Annotated in this window: 10 protein-coding genes and 1 pseudogene; 5 read left to right on the forward strand and 6 right to left on the reverse strand. The window is 70.4% G+C overall.

Features of this window, described 5'->3' with window-relative positions; genetic code table 11:
* The first annotated feature begins 6 nt into the window (after positions 1-6).
* Positions 7-2,265 (forward strand): heavy metal translocating P-type ATPase, encoded by a 2,259-nt coding sequence (locus tag Acy02nite_RS35980; protein ID WP_203751686.1) that lies wholly within the window; start codon positions 7-9, stop codon positions 2,263-2,265.
* Between the two features lie 187 nt (positions 2,266-2,452).
* On the opposite strand, the gene Acy02nite_RS35985 is transcribed toward Acy02nite_RS35980, so the two are convergent.
* From Acy02nite_RS35985 to Acy02nite_RS47550, 4 genes and pseudogenes are all read right to left on the reverse strand, one after another.
* Entirely contained in the window at positions 2,453-4,087 is a 1,635-nt protein-coding gene (locus Acy02nite_RS35985; protein WP_203751689.1) for a methyl-accepting chemotaxis protein, read from the reverse strand.
* Positions 4,080-4,391 (reverse strand): annotated as a pseudogene (locus tag Acy02nite_RS35990) (transporter associated domain-containing protein); the annotation flags it as partial. The pseudogene Acy02nite_RS35990 and the gene Acy02nite_RS35985, both read right to left, overlap by 8 nt.
* Before the next feature lie 42 nt (positions 4,392-4,433).
* Positions 4,434-4,649, reverse strand: a complete 216-nt coding sequence (locus Acy02nite_RS47545) for a cation diffusion facilitator family transporter (protein ID WP_307872303.1) — start codon at positions 4,647-4,649, stop codon at positions 4,434-4,436.
* A gap of 68 nt (positions 4,650-4,717) precedes the next feature.
* Positions 4,718-4,981 (reverse strand): cation efflux transmembrane domain-containing protein, encoded by a 264-nt coding sequence (locus Acy02nite_RS47550; protein WP_307872304.1) that lies wholly within the window; start codon positions 4,979-4,981, stop codon positions 4,718-4,720.
* Between the two features lie 190 nt (positions 4,982-5,171).
* Here Acy02nite_RS47550 and Acy02nite_RS36000 point away from each other — a divergent pair, with 190 nt between their 5' ends.
* The 3 genes from Acy02nite_RS36000 to Acy02nite_RS36010 all read left to right on the forward strand — a co-directional run bounded on the left by Acy02nite_RS36000 (position 5,172) and on the right by Acy02nite_RS36010 (position 8,487).
* The gene (locus Acy02nite_RS36000) at positions 5,172-5,441 is read left to right on the forward strand and encodes a GlsB/YeaQ/YmgE family stress response membrane protein (RefSeq protein WP_203751692.1); all 270 of its coding nucleotides are present in this window, start codon (positions 5,172-5,174) and stop codon (positions 5,439-5,441) included.
* Positions 5,442-5,843: 402 nt separating this feature from the next.
* Positions 5,844-6,443, forward strand: a complete 600-nt coding sequence (locus tag Acy02nite_RS36005) for a TetR/AcrR family transcriptional regulator (RefSeq protein ID WP_203751695.1) — start codon at positions 5,844-5,846, stop codon at positions 6,441-6,443.
* Between the two features lie 85 nt (positions 6,444-6,528).
* On the forward strand, positions 6,529-8,487 hold the full coding sequence (locus Acy02nite_RS36010; protein WP_203751698.1) for a glycoside hydrolase family 3 protein: 1,959 nt from the start codon (positions 6,529-6,531) through the stop codon (positions 8,485-8,487).
* Positions 8,488-8,634: 147 nt separating this feature from the next.
* On the opposite strand, the gene Acy02nite_RS36015 is transcribed toward Acy02nite_RS36010, so the two are convergent.
* Both Acy02nite_RS36015 and Acy02nite_RS36020 read right to left on the reverse strand, forming a co-directional pair.
* Positions 8,635-9,345, reverse strand: a complete 711-nt coding sequence (locus tag Acy02nite_RS36015) for an SDR family NAD(P)-dependent oxidoreductase (protein WP_203751702.1) — start codon at positions 9,343-9,345, stop codon at positions 8,635-8,637.
* 282 nt (positions 9,346-9,627) lie between these two features.
* Entirely contained in the window at positions 9,628-11,922 is a 2,295-nt protein-coding gene (locus Acy02nite_RS36020; RefSeq protein ID WP_203751704.1) for an NACHT domain-containing protein, read from the reverse strand.
* 243 nt (positions 11,923-12,165) lie between these two features.
* Between Acy02nite_RS36020 and Acy02nite_RS36025 the strand changes: the two genes are divergently transcribed.
* A complete protein-coding gene (locus Acy02nite_RS36025; RefSeq protein ID WP_203751707.1) occupies positions 12,166-12,837 on the forward strand; it encodes a VOC family protein in 672 nt (223 codons plus the stop codon).
* The last annotated feature ends 79 nt before the right edge of the window (positions 12,838-12,916 follow it).

Consider the following 12,916-nt stretch of genomic DNA (forward strand, 5'->3'; position numbering starts at 1 on the left):
GCGCTCATGGCGATCACGCGGCCGCCGGAAACGGCCCCGAACCGGATCGAGTTGGCGATCGGCGGCATGACCTGCGCCTCCTGCGCGTCGCGGATCGAGAAGAAGCTCAACCGGATGGACGGCGTCACCGCCACCGTCAACTACGCCACCGAGAAAGCCTCCGTGACGTACGCGGAGGATGTCAGCACCGACGACCTGATCACCACGGTCGAGAAGACCGGCTACACCGCGGCCCTGCCGCCGCCACCGGCAACCGCCGACGACCCGGCGGAGCACGCCCAGCCGGCCGACGAGCTGCACGCCGTACGGGTCCGGCTGCTCGTCTCGATCGCGCTCAGCGTCCCGGTGATCCTGCTCGCCATGGTGCCGGCCTGGCAGTTCACCTACTGGCAGTGGGCGTCGCTGACCCTGGCCGCGCCGGTCGTCGTCTACGGCGGGCTGCCGTTCCACAAGGCGGCATGGACCAACCTGCGGCACGGCGCCGCCACCATGGACACCCTCGTCTCGCTGGGCACCCTGGCGGCGTTCGGCTGGTCGCTGTGGGCGCTGTTCGTCGGCACGGCCGGGGAGCCGGGCATGACGCACCCGTTCAGCTTCGACATCGGCCGTACTGACGGGGCCGGCAACATCTACCTCGAGGCCGCTGCGGGGGTGACCACGTTCATCCTTGCCGGCCGGTACTTCGAGGCCCGGTCCAAGCGCCGGGCCGGGGCGGCCCTGCGTGCCCTGCTCGAGATGGGCGCCAAGGACGTCACCGTGCTGCACGGTGGCACCGAGGTCCGGATCCCGGTCGGGCAACTCGCGGTGGGGGACCGGTTCGTGGTCCGGCCGGGGGAGAAAGTCGCCACCGACGGGGTGATCGAGGACGGCACGTCGGCGGTCGACGCCAGCATGCTGACCGGCGAGTCGGTGCCCGTCGAGGTGGGCCCGGGCGACACGGTGGCCGGCGCGACCGTCAACGCCGGTGGGCGGCTGATCGTCCGCGCGACCCGGGTCGGGTCGGACACCCAGCTGGCGCAGATGGCGAAGCTGGTCGAGCAGGCGCAGACCGGCAAGGCCGCCGCGCAGCGTCTCGCCGACCGGATCTCTGGGGTGTTCGTGCCGATCGTGATCGCGCTGGCCGCCGGCACGCTCGGCTGGTGGGTCGGCACCGGCAGCGGCTGGACCGCCGCGTTCACCGCCGCCGTCGCCGTCCTGATCATCGCCTGCCCGTGCGCGCTCGGCCTGGCCACCCCGACCGCGCTGCTGGTCGGCACCGGCCGCGGCGCCCAGCTCGGTATCCTGATCAAAGGCCCCGAAGTCCTCGAGTCGACCCGGACCGTGGACACGATCGTGCTGGACAAGACCGGCACGGTGACCACCGGCCGGATGGCCCTCGTCGACACCGTCGCGACCGACGGCCAGGACCGGGACGAACTGCTGCGGCTCACCGCCGCGGTGGAGGTCGCCTCCGAACACCCGATCGCGCAGGCCATCGCCCGGGCCGGCGCCGAGCACACCGTCCTGCCGCAGGTGACCGGCTTCCAGAACCTGGAAGGTCTCGGCGTCACCGGCACCGTCGACGGCCGTGACGTGCTGGTCGGTCGCCCGCAACTGCTGCGCGAGCGCGGCTACGAGCTCACCGGCGAGATCGAGCGGGCGGTCGAGAGCGCGCAGCAGGCCGGACGGACCGCGGTGGTCGCGGGCTGGGACGGTCAGGTACGCGGGATGCTGGCCGTCGCCGACGCGGTGAAGCCGACCAGTCGCGAGGCGATCACCGCGCTGCGCCGGCTCGGCCTGACGCCGGTCCTGCTGACCGGCGACAACGCCACCGTCGCCCGCGCCGTCGCCGCCGAGGTCGGCATCGAGGAGGTGATCGCCGACGTGCTGCCGGCCGACAAGGTCGACGTGGTCAAACGGCTGCAGGAGCGGGGCAAGGTCGTGGCGATGGCCGGTGACGGCGTCAACGACGCCGCCGCCCTGGCTCAGGCGAACCTCGGTCTGGCGATGGGGACGGGCACCGACGTCGCGATCGAAGCGTCGGATCTGACCCTGGTCCGCGGTGACCTGATGGCCGCCGTGGACGCGATCCGCCTGTCCCGGCGCACCCTGCGAATCATCAAGAGCAACCTGTTCTGGGCGTTCGCCTACAACGTCGCCGCCCTGCCGCTCGCGGCAGCCGGCCTGCTCAACCCGATGATCGCCGGCGCGGCGATGGCGTTCTCATCGGTGTTCGTCGTCGGCAACAGCCTGCGACTGCGCCGCTTCACCTCTGTCGTCGGATAAGGACGCATGACGACAGCCGGTGACCGCAAGATCCGCGGCCATCGGCTGTCGTCATCTGACGAGCCGGGCGATCGCGGCGGTCGACGAGCACATCCCCTCCTGCCCCTGACCGCAGGTGCGCCGGTGCTGCCGGTACGGGCAATCAGCGGAACTCCGCAGCCGGGTCTGCGCGACGGGCAGCACCGTGTCAGTGCCGGAACCGGCTGACGAGGCGAGTGAGGTCGTCCGACAGGCTTGCCAGCCCCGCGGCGGCCTCCTGCGTGGTGTGGGCGCCGGCCGCGGTGGCGTCGGCGACCTCGGCGACGCCGGAAACAGTCGCGGCCACCTCGCCGCTGGTGGTGGCGGTGTCGGCGACCGAGCGGCTCATCTCGGCGGTGGTGGCGGTCTGCTCCTCGACAGCCGAGGCGATCGTGGTCGTGTAGTCGCTGATCTGCTGGATGACGCCGGTGATCTCGCCGATGGCCTCGGCTGCGGTGCCGCTGGAGGACTGGATGGCCGCGATCCGGGTGGTGATCTCGTCGGTCGCCCGGGCGGTCTGCTGAGCGAGCTCTTTGACCTCACCGGCGACGACGGCGAAGCCTTTGCCGAGCTCACCGGCGCGGGCGGCTTCGATGGTGGCGTTGAGAGCGAGCAGGTTGGTCTGCTCGGCGATGGTGGTGATGAGTCTGACCACGTCGCCGATCTCCGCGCTGGCCGTGCCGAGTTGCGCGACCTGCTCGGTGGTGCGCCGGGCGACCGTCATGGCTTGCTGAGCGACCTGAGCGGCCTGCCCGGCGTTGGTGGCGATCTCGGTGATCGAGGCGCTCATCTGCTCGGCTCCGGCGGCGATCGACTGCACGCCGGCGTTGACCTGCTCCGAGCCGTGCGACGCCGCGCTCGCCTTGGCTGCGGCCTCGGCGGCGCCGGACTGCAACCGGGCGCTGACCGTGGACAGGTCCTGCGAGGCGCCGGCCAGCGTGCCGGCCGAGCCGCTGATCGTGGTGAGCGTGCCGCGCAGGCTGACCACCGCGGTGTCCAGGGCACGGCCCATCTGGCCGGGCTCGTCGGCGCTGGTGAGCTCGGTGGTTCGGGTGAGGTCACCGGCGGCGAGGCTGTCGCAGACGGCTTTGACCCGGTTCAGCGAGCGGACGATGCCGCGAGCGGTGAGGACGGCCATGGTCAGAGCCAGTAGAAGTCCTACGACGAGCATGACGATGGACGTCGTCAGGTTCGAGCGGTAGGCCGCGTTAGCGGAGCCGGCGATCCGTTCGGCCTCGCCGGACTCGGTCCGGGTCATGTTGGTGATGTCCTGCATCGCCTCGTTCATCAGCGGGGCGATCTTCTCGTCCCGGATCCGCTGCCAGGCGTCGATGTCGTTGCGCAGGCTGGCCGGGATCAACTCGTTCTGCGCGGTCTGCGCGAGGGTCCGGAAATCGGCGTACAACTCGTCCACCGCGGCCGGCTCGACGGCGGGACCGCTGGCGCGGTAGTCGGCGAAAGCCGCTTCGGCGGTCTGCTCGTTGTCGGCCAGAGTCCGCAGGTACTTGGCTTTGGTGGTCTTGTCCTGCGAGATCGCATGGTTGGCGATGGTCAGCCGGGTCTGCAGAATCGATGCCCGCAGGTCGCCGAGGGCGGCGACACTCGCCAGATTCTCGCGGTAGATCTTCTGTGCGATGGCGTCGGCGTGCTGCAACGCCCGCAAGCTCAGGATCGAGACGACCACGGCGACCACAGCGGCGATCATGACGACGCCCAGAAATCTCGTCTTGACGCTGAGGTCGGCGAAATGCCGGCGGGAAGAACGGCCGGTCGGCGTCGCGGTGCCGCTGTCCGATCTATCCATCACGGGTCCCTTCCGCCGGCGGACGGCTCTTCGCGCCCGTATTCCTGGAGTGCTCCCCAACGGGAGAATCGGCAATGTCGGCCGGCCGCTGAGCGTTGCGCCGCGCAGGTCGCCGGCCGAAGCTCAGCGTGATGTGTTCCATCGCCGCGTCCGCGGCAGGCAGGGCGCGCAGCCGCAGCTGGGTAGTGGCGCGGCCGGTGACCTCGACGACCTCGGCGGTGTGCCCGTCGACGGTCACGATCTCGCCCGGGGCGGTGGGGATGTGGCCGAGGTGGGCCAGGACCAGACCGGCGACCGTGGTGTAGTCGCCCTCGTCCTGCTCGTTGACCTCGACGGCTGGCTGCTGTCAGCTCGGCGAAGCGACCGTGTCCGGGCGGTAGATGTCCGGCTCGAGGTAGATGATCTTCGCGGTGGGGACCGCGGCGCGTACGCGGGCTTCGGCGTCGTCGATGGTCGCCGCGATGTCGCGGGCCTCGTCGTCGGCGTCGACGCCGATCTTCGCGGCCAGCAGCAGCTCGTCCGGGCCCAGGTGCATGGTGCGCAGGTGGATGACCCGTTGCACGCCGGGGGAGGCGAGCAGGGCTTTCTCGATGGCGGTGAGCTGTTCCGGTACGGCGGACTCGCCGATGATCAGGCCGACCAGGGCACCGCTGTCCTCCAGCAGAATGACCGGCAGTTCGGGGTTGCGGGTGCGTTTGATGAAGCCGAGCCAGCTGCGTACAGGCCGCCGAGGGTGAACAGGATGATCGCGACCAGGAACGCGTAGACGTACCGTTCCCGGGCGTATCCGAATGGATGCAACGCCGACGCCGGCCGTTTCGCCCGTCGTCCGCCGACCAGCAGCAGCACCTGGTTGGTCGAGTCGGCGACCGAGTGCACCCCCTCGGCCAGCATCGACGCCGACCCGGTGATCGCGGCCGCGACGAACTCAGCATGTCCGATGGCGCACAGAGGTCGGAATCCTGACTTTCGTGCCGGTATCCGCCACCGGATCGCAGATCCTCGATCAATCACGTTTGGCATTCGCCCACACCTGGGAATCCCTGATCCGGCAGCCACCCGAAAGCTTGACTAGGAGCGGACCGTGGAAGTTACCGGCATTCTCGCCGCCATCATCATCGGCTTGGTCATCGGCGCTCTCGGCCGTCTCGTCGTCCCCGGCAAGCAGAACATCCCGATCTGGCTGACCATGCTCATCGGTGTTGTCGCTGCGCTCATCGGCACCTTCCTCGCGGCCGCTATCGGCGTCGATGAGACCGACGGCGTCGACTGGATCGAACTTGCCATTCAGGTCGGCCTGGCCGCAGTGGGCGTCGCCATCGTCGCCGGCGCCCGCGGGCGCCGCGGCCACTGATCCTGCACCGCTCCCGAGACGACCGCCGGCCATCAGCCGGCGGTCGTCTCGCGTGGGACTGTAAGTAGAAGGGCTCTGTCTCACTTTCGTCACCATAGGCATCGCCTCGGCGGAATCCTGAGGGGCGGCCAGATCGGCCCGCGATGCTGGGCCGAGAACGCCCGGGGCTCAGCAACGTCGAGCGCCGTCGGGGCCGATACTCCTACCCGCTGCGTTCGTGTGGTCCAGTGTCCCTCGGCATGCGACGGTGCTGCCGCTGATCACAGCGCCGGACGGCGGGCGGCAGGCTGGCCCGGCGAGCACAGCGGCCTGTGCTCGCTTTTGTGCCGTTGCGGGCGCTGTCGCGCCGGCAGCGAAACCAGGTGATGTACAAGGTTTTCACTGCGGCGTAACTTTCCTGTCATGGAGGCTCGGCGGCGAGGGTCCTACGCCAAGACAGCGCAGCGCCGCCGGGACATCCTGCGTACCGCTCTGGAAGTGTTCACCGAACGTGGCTACGAGGCCGCGTCGTTCCGGGAGATCGCCCATCGGGTCGGGATGAGCGAGACCGGTCTGGCCCACCACTTCGGCGGCAAGTCGGCCCTGCTGGCCGCTGTCCTCGCCGCCGGCGAGGAAGACGACAAGGCCCGATGGGGCGCAGACGGCGTCATCCCGCCCGAACGACTGCCCGACCTGGTCGCGCAGAACGCCGAGCGCCGCGGCATCGTCCAGCTCTTCACCAAACTGTCGGCTGAGGGAACCTCGCGGGCAAGCCAGGCCCACGAGTACTTCACCGAGCGCTATGCGCGTCTCCGGCGGCTCACCGCCAACGATGTCCGAAGCAGACAACAGGATGGGACCATCCGCCCCGACGTCGATCCCGACGTCGTCGCTCAGGTGCTGCTCGCCGTCATGGACGGCTTGCAGGTGCAGTGGCTCTACGACCAGGACGTGGACATGGTCGCCGGGCTCGACCTGCTGCTCGAGACGTGGCTCGCGCCGCGCCCGTCCCCTGAGGCGTGACCAGCACCCCGGTCCGGTGACAACCGAAATCTCCAAGCGCATGCCCAGCACGCATGTGCGTCGCGACGCATGTCCGGGAGAAACCATGACCAGAACGATCGTTTCCATCAGCATCGCCGTGGCGCTGGCCGCGGGCATGAGCCTGAACGCCCTGCCGGCCGCGGCGCACGGCACCCACCAGCCCGTGCTCGGATCCCGCAGTACACCCATTCTGAAGATCGGCAAACTGTCGTTCCGCGATCTCGACCGCAACGCGAAGCTGACCCCGTACGAGGACTGGCGGCTGTCCGCGAAGGCCCGCGCCACCGACCTGCTGTCGCGGATGAGCCTCGAGCAGAAGGCCGGCCTGCTTGTGCACGGCACCCTGCCGACCTCCGGAACCGGCTACGACCTGGCCCGGCTCGGCCCACTGGCGGCCGACCGGCACATCACCACCTTCATCACCCGGCTCACCGCCGGACCCGCACAACTGGCCGCGGCGAACAACAGCGTGCAGGAACTCGCCGAGCGGCAACCGCTCGGCATCCCGGCGGTCATCTCCACCGACCCGCGCAACGGTTTCTCCGTCACCGAAGGGCAGACCGTGTCCCGGGTCGGCGTCACCGCCATGCCGGACGCGATCGGTCAGGGCGCCGCCGGCGACCCCGCACTCACGCGGCGACTGGCTGACATCGTCCGGCAGGAATACCGGGCCGTCGGCATCACCGAAGGCTTGTCACCGCAGGCCGACCTGGCCACCGAACCACGGTGGACCCGCATCGACGGCACCTTCGGCTCCGACCCGCAGAACGTGAGACGGCAGGTCCAGGCGTACGTCGAAGGATTGCAGAACGGCTCCGACGGACTCGGGAGCCGCTCGGTCGCGACGGTTACCAAGCACTGGGTCGGTTACGGCGCCCAGGAGAACGGCTACGACAGCCACTACTACTACGGCCGGTACGCGACCTTCCCGGGCAGCGCCTTCGCCACCCACATCGTGCCTTACCTCGGCGCGTTCGACGCGGACACCGCCGGAATCATGCCGACCTACTCCATCCTCAAGGACCTCGTCTACAAGGGCACGACCGTCCCGCAGGTCGGCGCGGGCTTCAACTCCTACCTGCTGAAGGACCTGCTGCGGGGCCGTTACGGCTTCGACGGGGTGATCGTCTCCGACTGGGGCATCACCGGCGACTGCCCGCAGCAGTGCCGCGACAACCGTCCGCCCTCATCGTTCATCGGCCCGTGGGGTGTCGGCATGCCCTGGGGCACCGAGGATCTGACCGTGGTCCAACGTTTCGCCTTGTCCATCAACGCCGGCGTCGACCAGATCGGCGGCTCCGACGTGCCCGCCAACGTCGTCGCCGCCGTCGGCCAAGGCCTGCTCAGCACCGCCCGGGTGAACCAGGCCGCACACCGGGTCCTGACCCAGAAGTTCCAGCTCGGCCTCTTCGAGAACCCGTACGTCTCGCCGGAAGCCGCCACCCGCATCGCCGGCAACCCCGACTTCCAAGCAGTCGGCGACAAGGCCCAGGCCGCGTCGCTCACCCTCCTGACGAACCGCGCCGGCTTGCTGCCCGCCAAAAGGAAGAAGACCACCCGGGTGTACGCGTACGGCCTCGACCCGGTGGCACTGCGCGATCGCGGCCTGACCCCGGTCACGAACCCGGCCGATGCTGACCTGACGATCGTGCGGCTCACCGATCCACGCGGCGGCGCCGATCTGACCGGTCTCGACTTCACCGGCGCCGAGCCCGACTACCGGGCACTGCAGGCCGCCGCTGACGCGGGAGTCCCGACAGTGGCCGTACCCAAGCTGAACCGGCCGCTCATCCTCACCGACGTCGTCGACCGCGCCGACGCCGTGCTGGCCAACTACGGCGTCTCCGACGAGGTCCTCCTCGAGACGATCTTCGGGGAACGCGCTCCCGGCGGCCGCCTCCCGTTCGAGCTGCCGTCGTCGACCCGGGCGGTCGAGGCGCAGAAAGCCGACGTGCCCGACGACTCCATGGCGCCACTGTTCACGAGGGGCTACGGACTCACCTATCCGCGCGGCCGCCACTGAGACGCCCACGTCGCGGATGCCGTCGGAAGTGCAGGCCGGCGGCATCCGCGACGTGGTCCGTTCCATCCAGGCCGGGTTCGATGCGTGCCGAAGACGTCGCGAGCCATCGCCCGCTGTTCACGGATCCGCGCCGAGCTGCCGGCGAACTCAGTCCCCGGCGCGTAGCGCATCGGAGATCGACTTCGCGCCGCCGTGCGAACTGGCACCGCCGTCCACCGGGATCTCGGCGCCGGTCACGAACGCTGCCGCGTCGCTGAGCAGGAACGCCACCACGGCGGCGACCTCCTGCGGCGTACCGGTGCGGCCCAGCGGAGTCTCCGCCACGGCAGCCGTGCGGAACGCGGGAGCGGCCGAAGCGGTCATCGCGGTCTCGATGAAACCGGGGTGCACGATGTTGACCCGGATACCGCGCCGCCCGAGCTCCAGGCAGGCGGCATGGGTCAGGCCGCGCAACGACCACTTGCTGGCGGTGTACGCGACCGGATAGTGCCCCTGCAGCGCGGCGAGTGAGCCGACGTTGACGATCGAGGCGCCGGCATCCATCAACGGTGCGAGCGCCTGAATACCGAGCATCGGCCCGGTCACGTTGACGGCGTGCACCTGCGCGAACGCCTCAGCCGTGACCTCACCGAGCCTGGCCCGCCACGTCGCCCCGGCGCAGTTGACCAACCCGCGCGGCCGTCGGCCATCCAGGTCGGCGGCCAGTTGCGCCCAGGCCGCGGGATCGCGTACGTCGAAAGCCCGGATCCTGTCCGCGGGTTCGAGGTCGAGCCCGAGCACCTCGGTGCCTTCTGCCCGCAGGGTGGCGGCGACAGCCGCACCGATCCCGGAGGCCGCGCCGGTCACGACAACCGTCATCGAGGGCTCCGCTGCACCGCGGTCGCGGCCCGGCCGGCAGTGGCCTGATGTGAGTGGTTGGGCACCGGTAACTCCCCTGGCAGATGGCGATGTCGTACCACTGTGCCGGGGCGACGGCGGCTGCGGAAGATCGGTCCGGCGATGCCGGCCATAACTGCCGCTGATGGTCCCGGTGGCCTGTCCGGCACTACGACCACCCGCCGATGAAGGTTCGCGGGGCCTGTTCGCCGGTGTCTGCGGGCAGCGTGTCGGGGCGTTCAGCGGGCCGGCCAAACGAACCGCCTACTGCTGATCGGCGCCGGGCGGCTGGCTCGCCGTCCGCGAACAGTCGAGCCCATACCCGTCCTGATCGGGCGGCCCGGCCAGGTGTGCGCTGATCAGGTCGTGGCGGAACTGGTAGGCCGGGCCCGCCTGGCGGAGCACGCCCGCCTCGCGGGCCTCGCGCAGGAAGCGGGCGAGGCGCCACGGCAGCTGGCCGTTGGCGGCCAGCCACAGCCGGGCCACCGAGTAGGTGAACCACAGCGAACCCGAGCCGAAGAAGACGACGATGGCCGCGCACCCCATGATCAGGAATGGCACGACGACCCACGCGTCGTTGACGTTGCCGCAGAGGACGTAGCCGATCGCGGCTGTCCCGGCGGCGACCAGGCCGGTGGTCAGCAGCAGCGCGGTCCGGTCGCTGCGCAGCAGCGAGTCGGGCGAGACCGCGACGGCGTCGGTGGCCGGCTCGACCAGCCCGCGGCCGACGGTCACGATGAGCCCGGTGATCAGCCCGGCGGTGCCGGCGATCGACAGCTCACCGCCGGTGGGGGAGAGGCTGTAGAGAGCCACCCCGACGATGGTCGCGGCGACGATGCCCTGGTTCAGGCCGGCTCGCATCGTCCGCAACCGCGGGGTGGTGGCGCGCGGGCCGTCCCGCCCGGCGGACAGTATCTGGATCACCGCGCTCATCAACAGCCCGCCGACCACGAAGGCCAGAACAAGGAACAGCCCGTCGGCTCGGAAGAAGTCGGCGTCACTCGACATCATCTCGCCGGCATGCCGGTCGGCCTGACGCATCAGCTTGGTGACCACGGCGGCCAGGGGGACGACGACGAGCGCGGCCACCAGCACGTCGGAAACGGCCACGAGAACGGTGGCCGCTACGGTCGGCCCGCCACGACTGTGCACCGTCCGGGCGACGTTGAGGCCGCACAGCACGCCGACGCCGAGCCCCGAGATCGATCCGATGGCCACTCCGGTGCCGTCGTAGGCGCTGCCGCCGGTCAGGAACGCCACCAACGGCGGGCCTCCGGCCAGGCCGATGATCGTGATGGCCAGCGCGACAAGTACGGCGATCGTGGTCCGGGGCACCGCCCGGGGCAGTTCCCACCACCGGTAGTTCGGGTCCTGAACCTCGTCTCGCAGGTGACGGGCCAGGAACGCCAGCCATCCCCGGGCCCGCTCCGCGTCGCCGGGATTCGGGTACGCCCCGGCCAGGAAGCCGTCGAGCAGGTGGTCCCGCACGTCGTCGGTGGTCGCGAGCTCGGTCAGTGCGGCCGGGCTGGCACGGTGATACACCCGCCGGGCCAGGGCGATCATGAGCGGCGTACGCAGTGCCGTCGCGAGCGGGCCGTCGGGCGCCCGCCGGATCTCGGTCAGCACGGTGTCCCACCGGGTGCTTCCGTCCACCTCGGGCTGGGTGAGGAACGCGGCCACGTCGGCCGGCTCGACCGGCTCGATCTCGACCACCGCCGCACGCGACAGCGGGCCGGCCTCGCCGACCGCCGCCTCGAACTCGGCGCCGCGGCAGGTGAGGACCATCCGTACGCCGGAGCAGGCGGCCCGGTCCAGGTCCTGCAGCCCGTCCGGGAGCAGACGGTTCGGCATCTCGTCGAGACCGTCCAGTACGAGCTCGATGTGTCCGCTCTCGATCAGGCTGAGGACGGCGTCTGGTCCGCGTACGAACTCCGGGTAGCTCTCCTGGATCCGGCGGGCCGCCCAGTCCTCGACGCGCTCGGCCGGGTCCCAGCCGCCGGCCGACAGCAGCACCGGCGCGGGCCCGTCGGCCAGGTCGGCCGACGCCAGCACGTACAGGATCGCCGTGGTGGTCTTGCCGGCGCCGGGATCACCGAGGATCACCAGTTGCCGCCGTGGGTCATCGCGGAAGAAGGTGACCAGTTGGTGGGCGGCCGGGCGCGATTCGCCCGGTCCGCGCAGCAGCGAGCCCTGCCCGTGCCGGCCGGTGGACGCCACCGCCACCGGCCGCGTGGTCGGCCGCCAGCTCAGCCGCAGCGGCTCGGGCCGGGAGATCCGCCGCGCGCTCGCCTCCTCTGCCCACTGGGCCCGGACCGCCTGCCTCAGCCGGTCGGCCAGGCCCTCGGTCCGCGGGACGGATCGCGCCCGGCCGAGCATCCAGCGCATCACGGAGACCAGGGCCACCGTGCCGGCCAGCACGAGCGAGCAGAGTGAGATGACGTCGCCCGCCTTGAGCCCGTTGGCGGCCAGAACCGCCACGGCCGTGCCGGTCACGATCGTGCCGGCCCCGCCGGTCGCGATCGCCGACCGGATCCACCTGCGTTGACGCGACACGACCACGCCGTCCCACCCTCTGTCGCCGACCCGGACCACCAAGATCAACGACTGATCCGGTCAGCGGTGATCGTGACGGTTCGGGTCGGAGCCGGCGGGCGGGCGGCGACAGCTGACTCCCATGAATCGAAGCTTCGTGCCCGCCTTGCTGCCACCATCCGAGAGGTGGGACCGGCGAGAACACGCATCGCGGTCTCGGCGGGCCGTGCCTGCGACGATCGAGGTACGGCCTCCGGTATCTTGCCGACCATGCAGCCACGGGTGTCAGCGGCAGTGCCAGTGTGTTACGTCCGCGATATCGAAGCGAGCAGTGCCTTCTACTCCTTGTTCGGCTACACACAGGTGCGCGCGGGAGGTGACGGTGACAGCCGATGGTCGTACCTGCAATGCGGTGAGAACACCCTGTTGCTGGCCTACGTCCAGCCGCCGCTGATCCCGGTCGAACTCCCACTGCTGATCTACCTCTACGTGGAAGATCTGGCTGTGGTGAACGCCGGGTTGGACGCCGCTGCTGTCGACTACGAACTCATCGGATACCCGGACCATGCGCCCGGCGGCGAGGTTCGTACGAAGGATCCGGACGGCAACGTCGTCCTGATCGGGCAGCGAGTCGCTGTGACGACGGAAAACAGGGTGGTGCCGACCGGTGCAGCGGCACGTTCCTCCCTGATCCGACAGGCGGCCGAGGCCATCAGCCGCCGCGGCGGCGCGCCGGCGAACTGCCAGATCGGATTGCCGGACGGCGGCGCCTGCCCGGAGCCGGCCGAGTTGAAGCTGGCCGACCCGTGGGGCGAGACCGTGTGGGGTTGCAGCGCTCACGCCGATGAAGCGTTGCTCACCGCCCGCAGCGCTTTCATCGCCACTGAGGACGCGTACGGGTTGGGACCCTGGCTGCGTCATCGGCAGCGCCGCGGGCAGTGACACCGGCACTGGATGATGCCGGGCGTAGCCACGGCACCCGGCGTCATCCGGTCGTGGAGTGCCCCGGCCCGGTGGGCTG

The sequence above is a fragment of the Actinoplanes cyaneus genome, assembly GCF_016862095.1.
Taxonomy (GTDB): domain Bacteria; phylum Actinomycetota; class Actinomycetes; order Mycobacteriales; family Micromonosporaceae; genus Actinoplanes; species Actinoplanes cyaneus.

Coding starts and splice junctions, on each gene's coding strand:
- Acy02nite_RS35980 (WP_203751686.1), top strand. CDS start 7: ATGGCGATCACGCGGCCGCCGGAAACGGCCCCGAACCGGATCGAGTTG.
- Acy02nite_RS35985 (WP_203751689.1), bottom strand. CDS start 4,087: ATGGATAGATCGGACAGCGGCACCGCGACGCCGACCGGCCGTTCTTCC.
- Acy02nite_RS47550 (WP_307872304.1), bottom strand. CDS start 4,981: ATGCTGGCCGAGGGGGTGCACTCGGTCGCCGACTCGACCAACCAGGTG.
- Acy02nite_RS36005 (WP_203751695.1), top strand. CDS start 5,844: ATGGAGGCTCGGCGGCGAGGGTCCTACGCCAAGACAGCGCAGCGCCGC.
- Acy02nite_RS36010 (WP_203751698.1), top strand. CDS start 6,529: ATGACCAGAACGATCGTTTCCATCAGCATCGCCGTGGCGCTGGCCGCG.
- Acy02nite_RS36015 (WP_203751702.1), bottom strand. CDS start 9,345: ATGACGGTTGTCGTGACCGGCGCGGCCTCCGGGATCGGTGCGGCTGTC.
- Acy02nite_RS36025 (WP_203751707.1), top strand. CDS start 12,166: ATGCAGCCACGGGTGTCAGCGGCAGTGCCAGTGTGTTACGTCCGCGAT.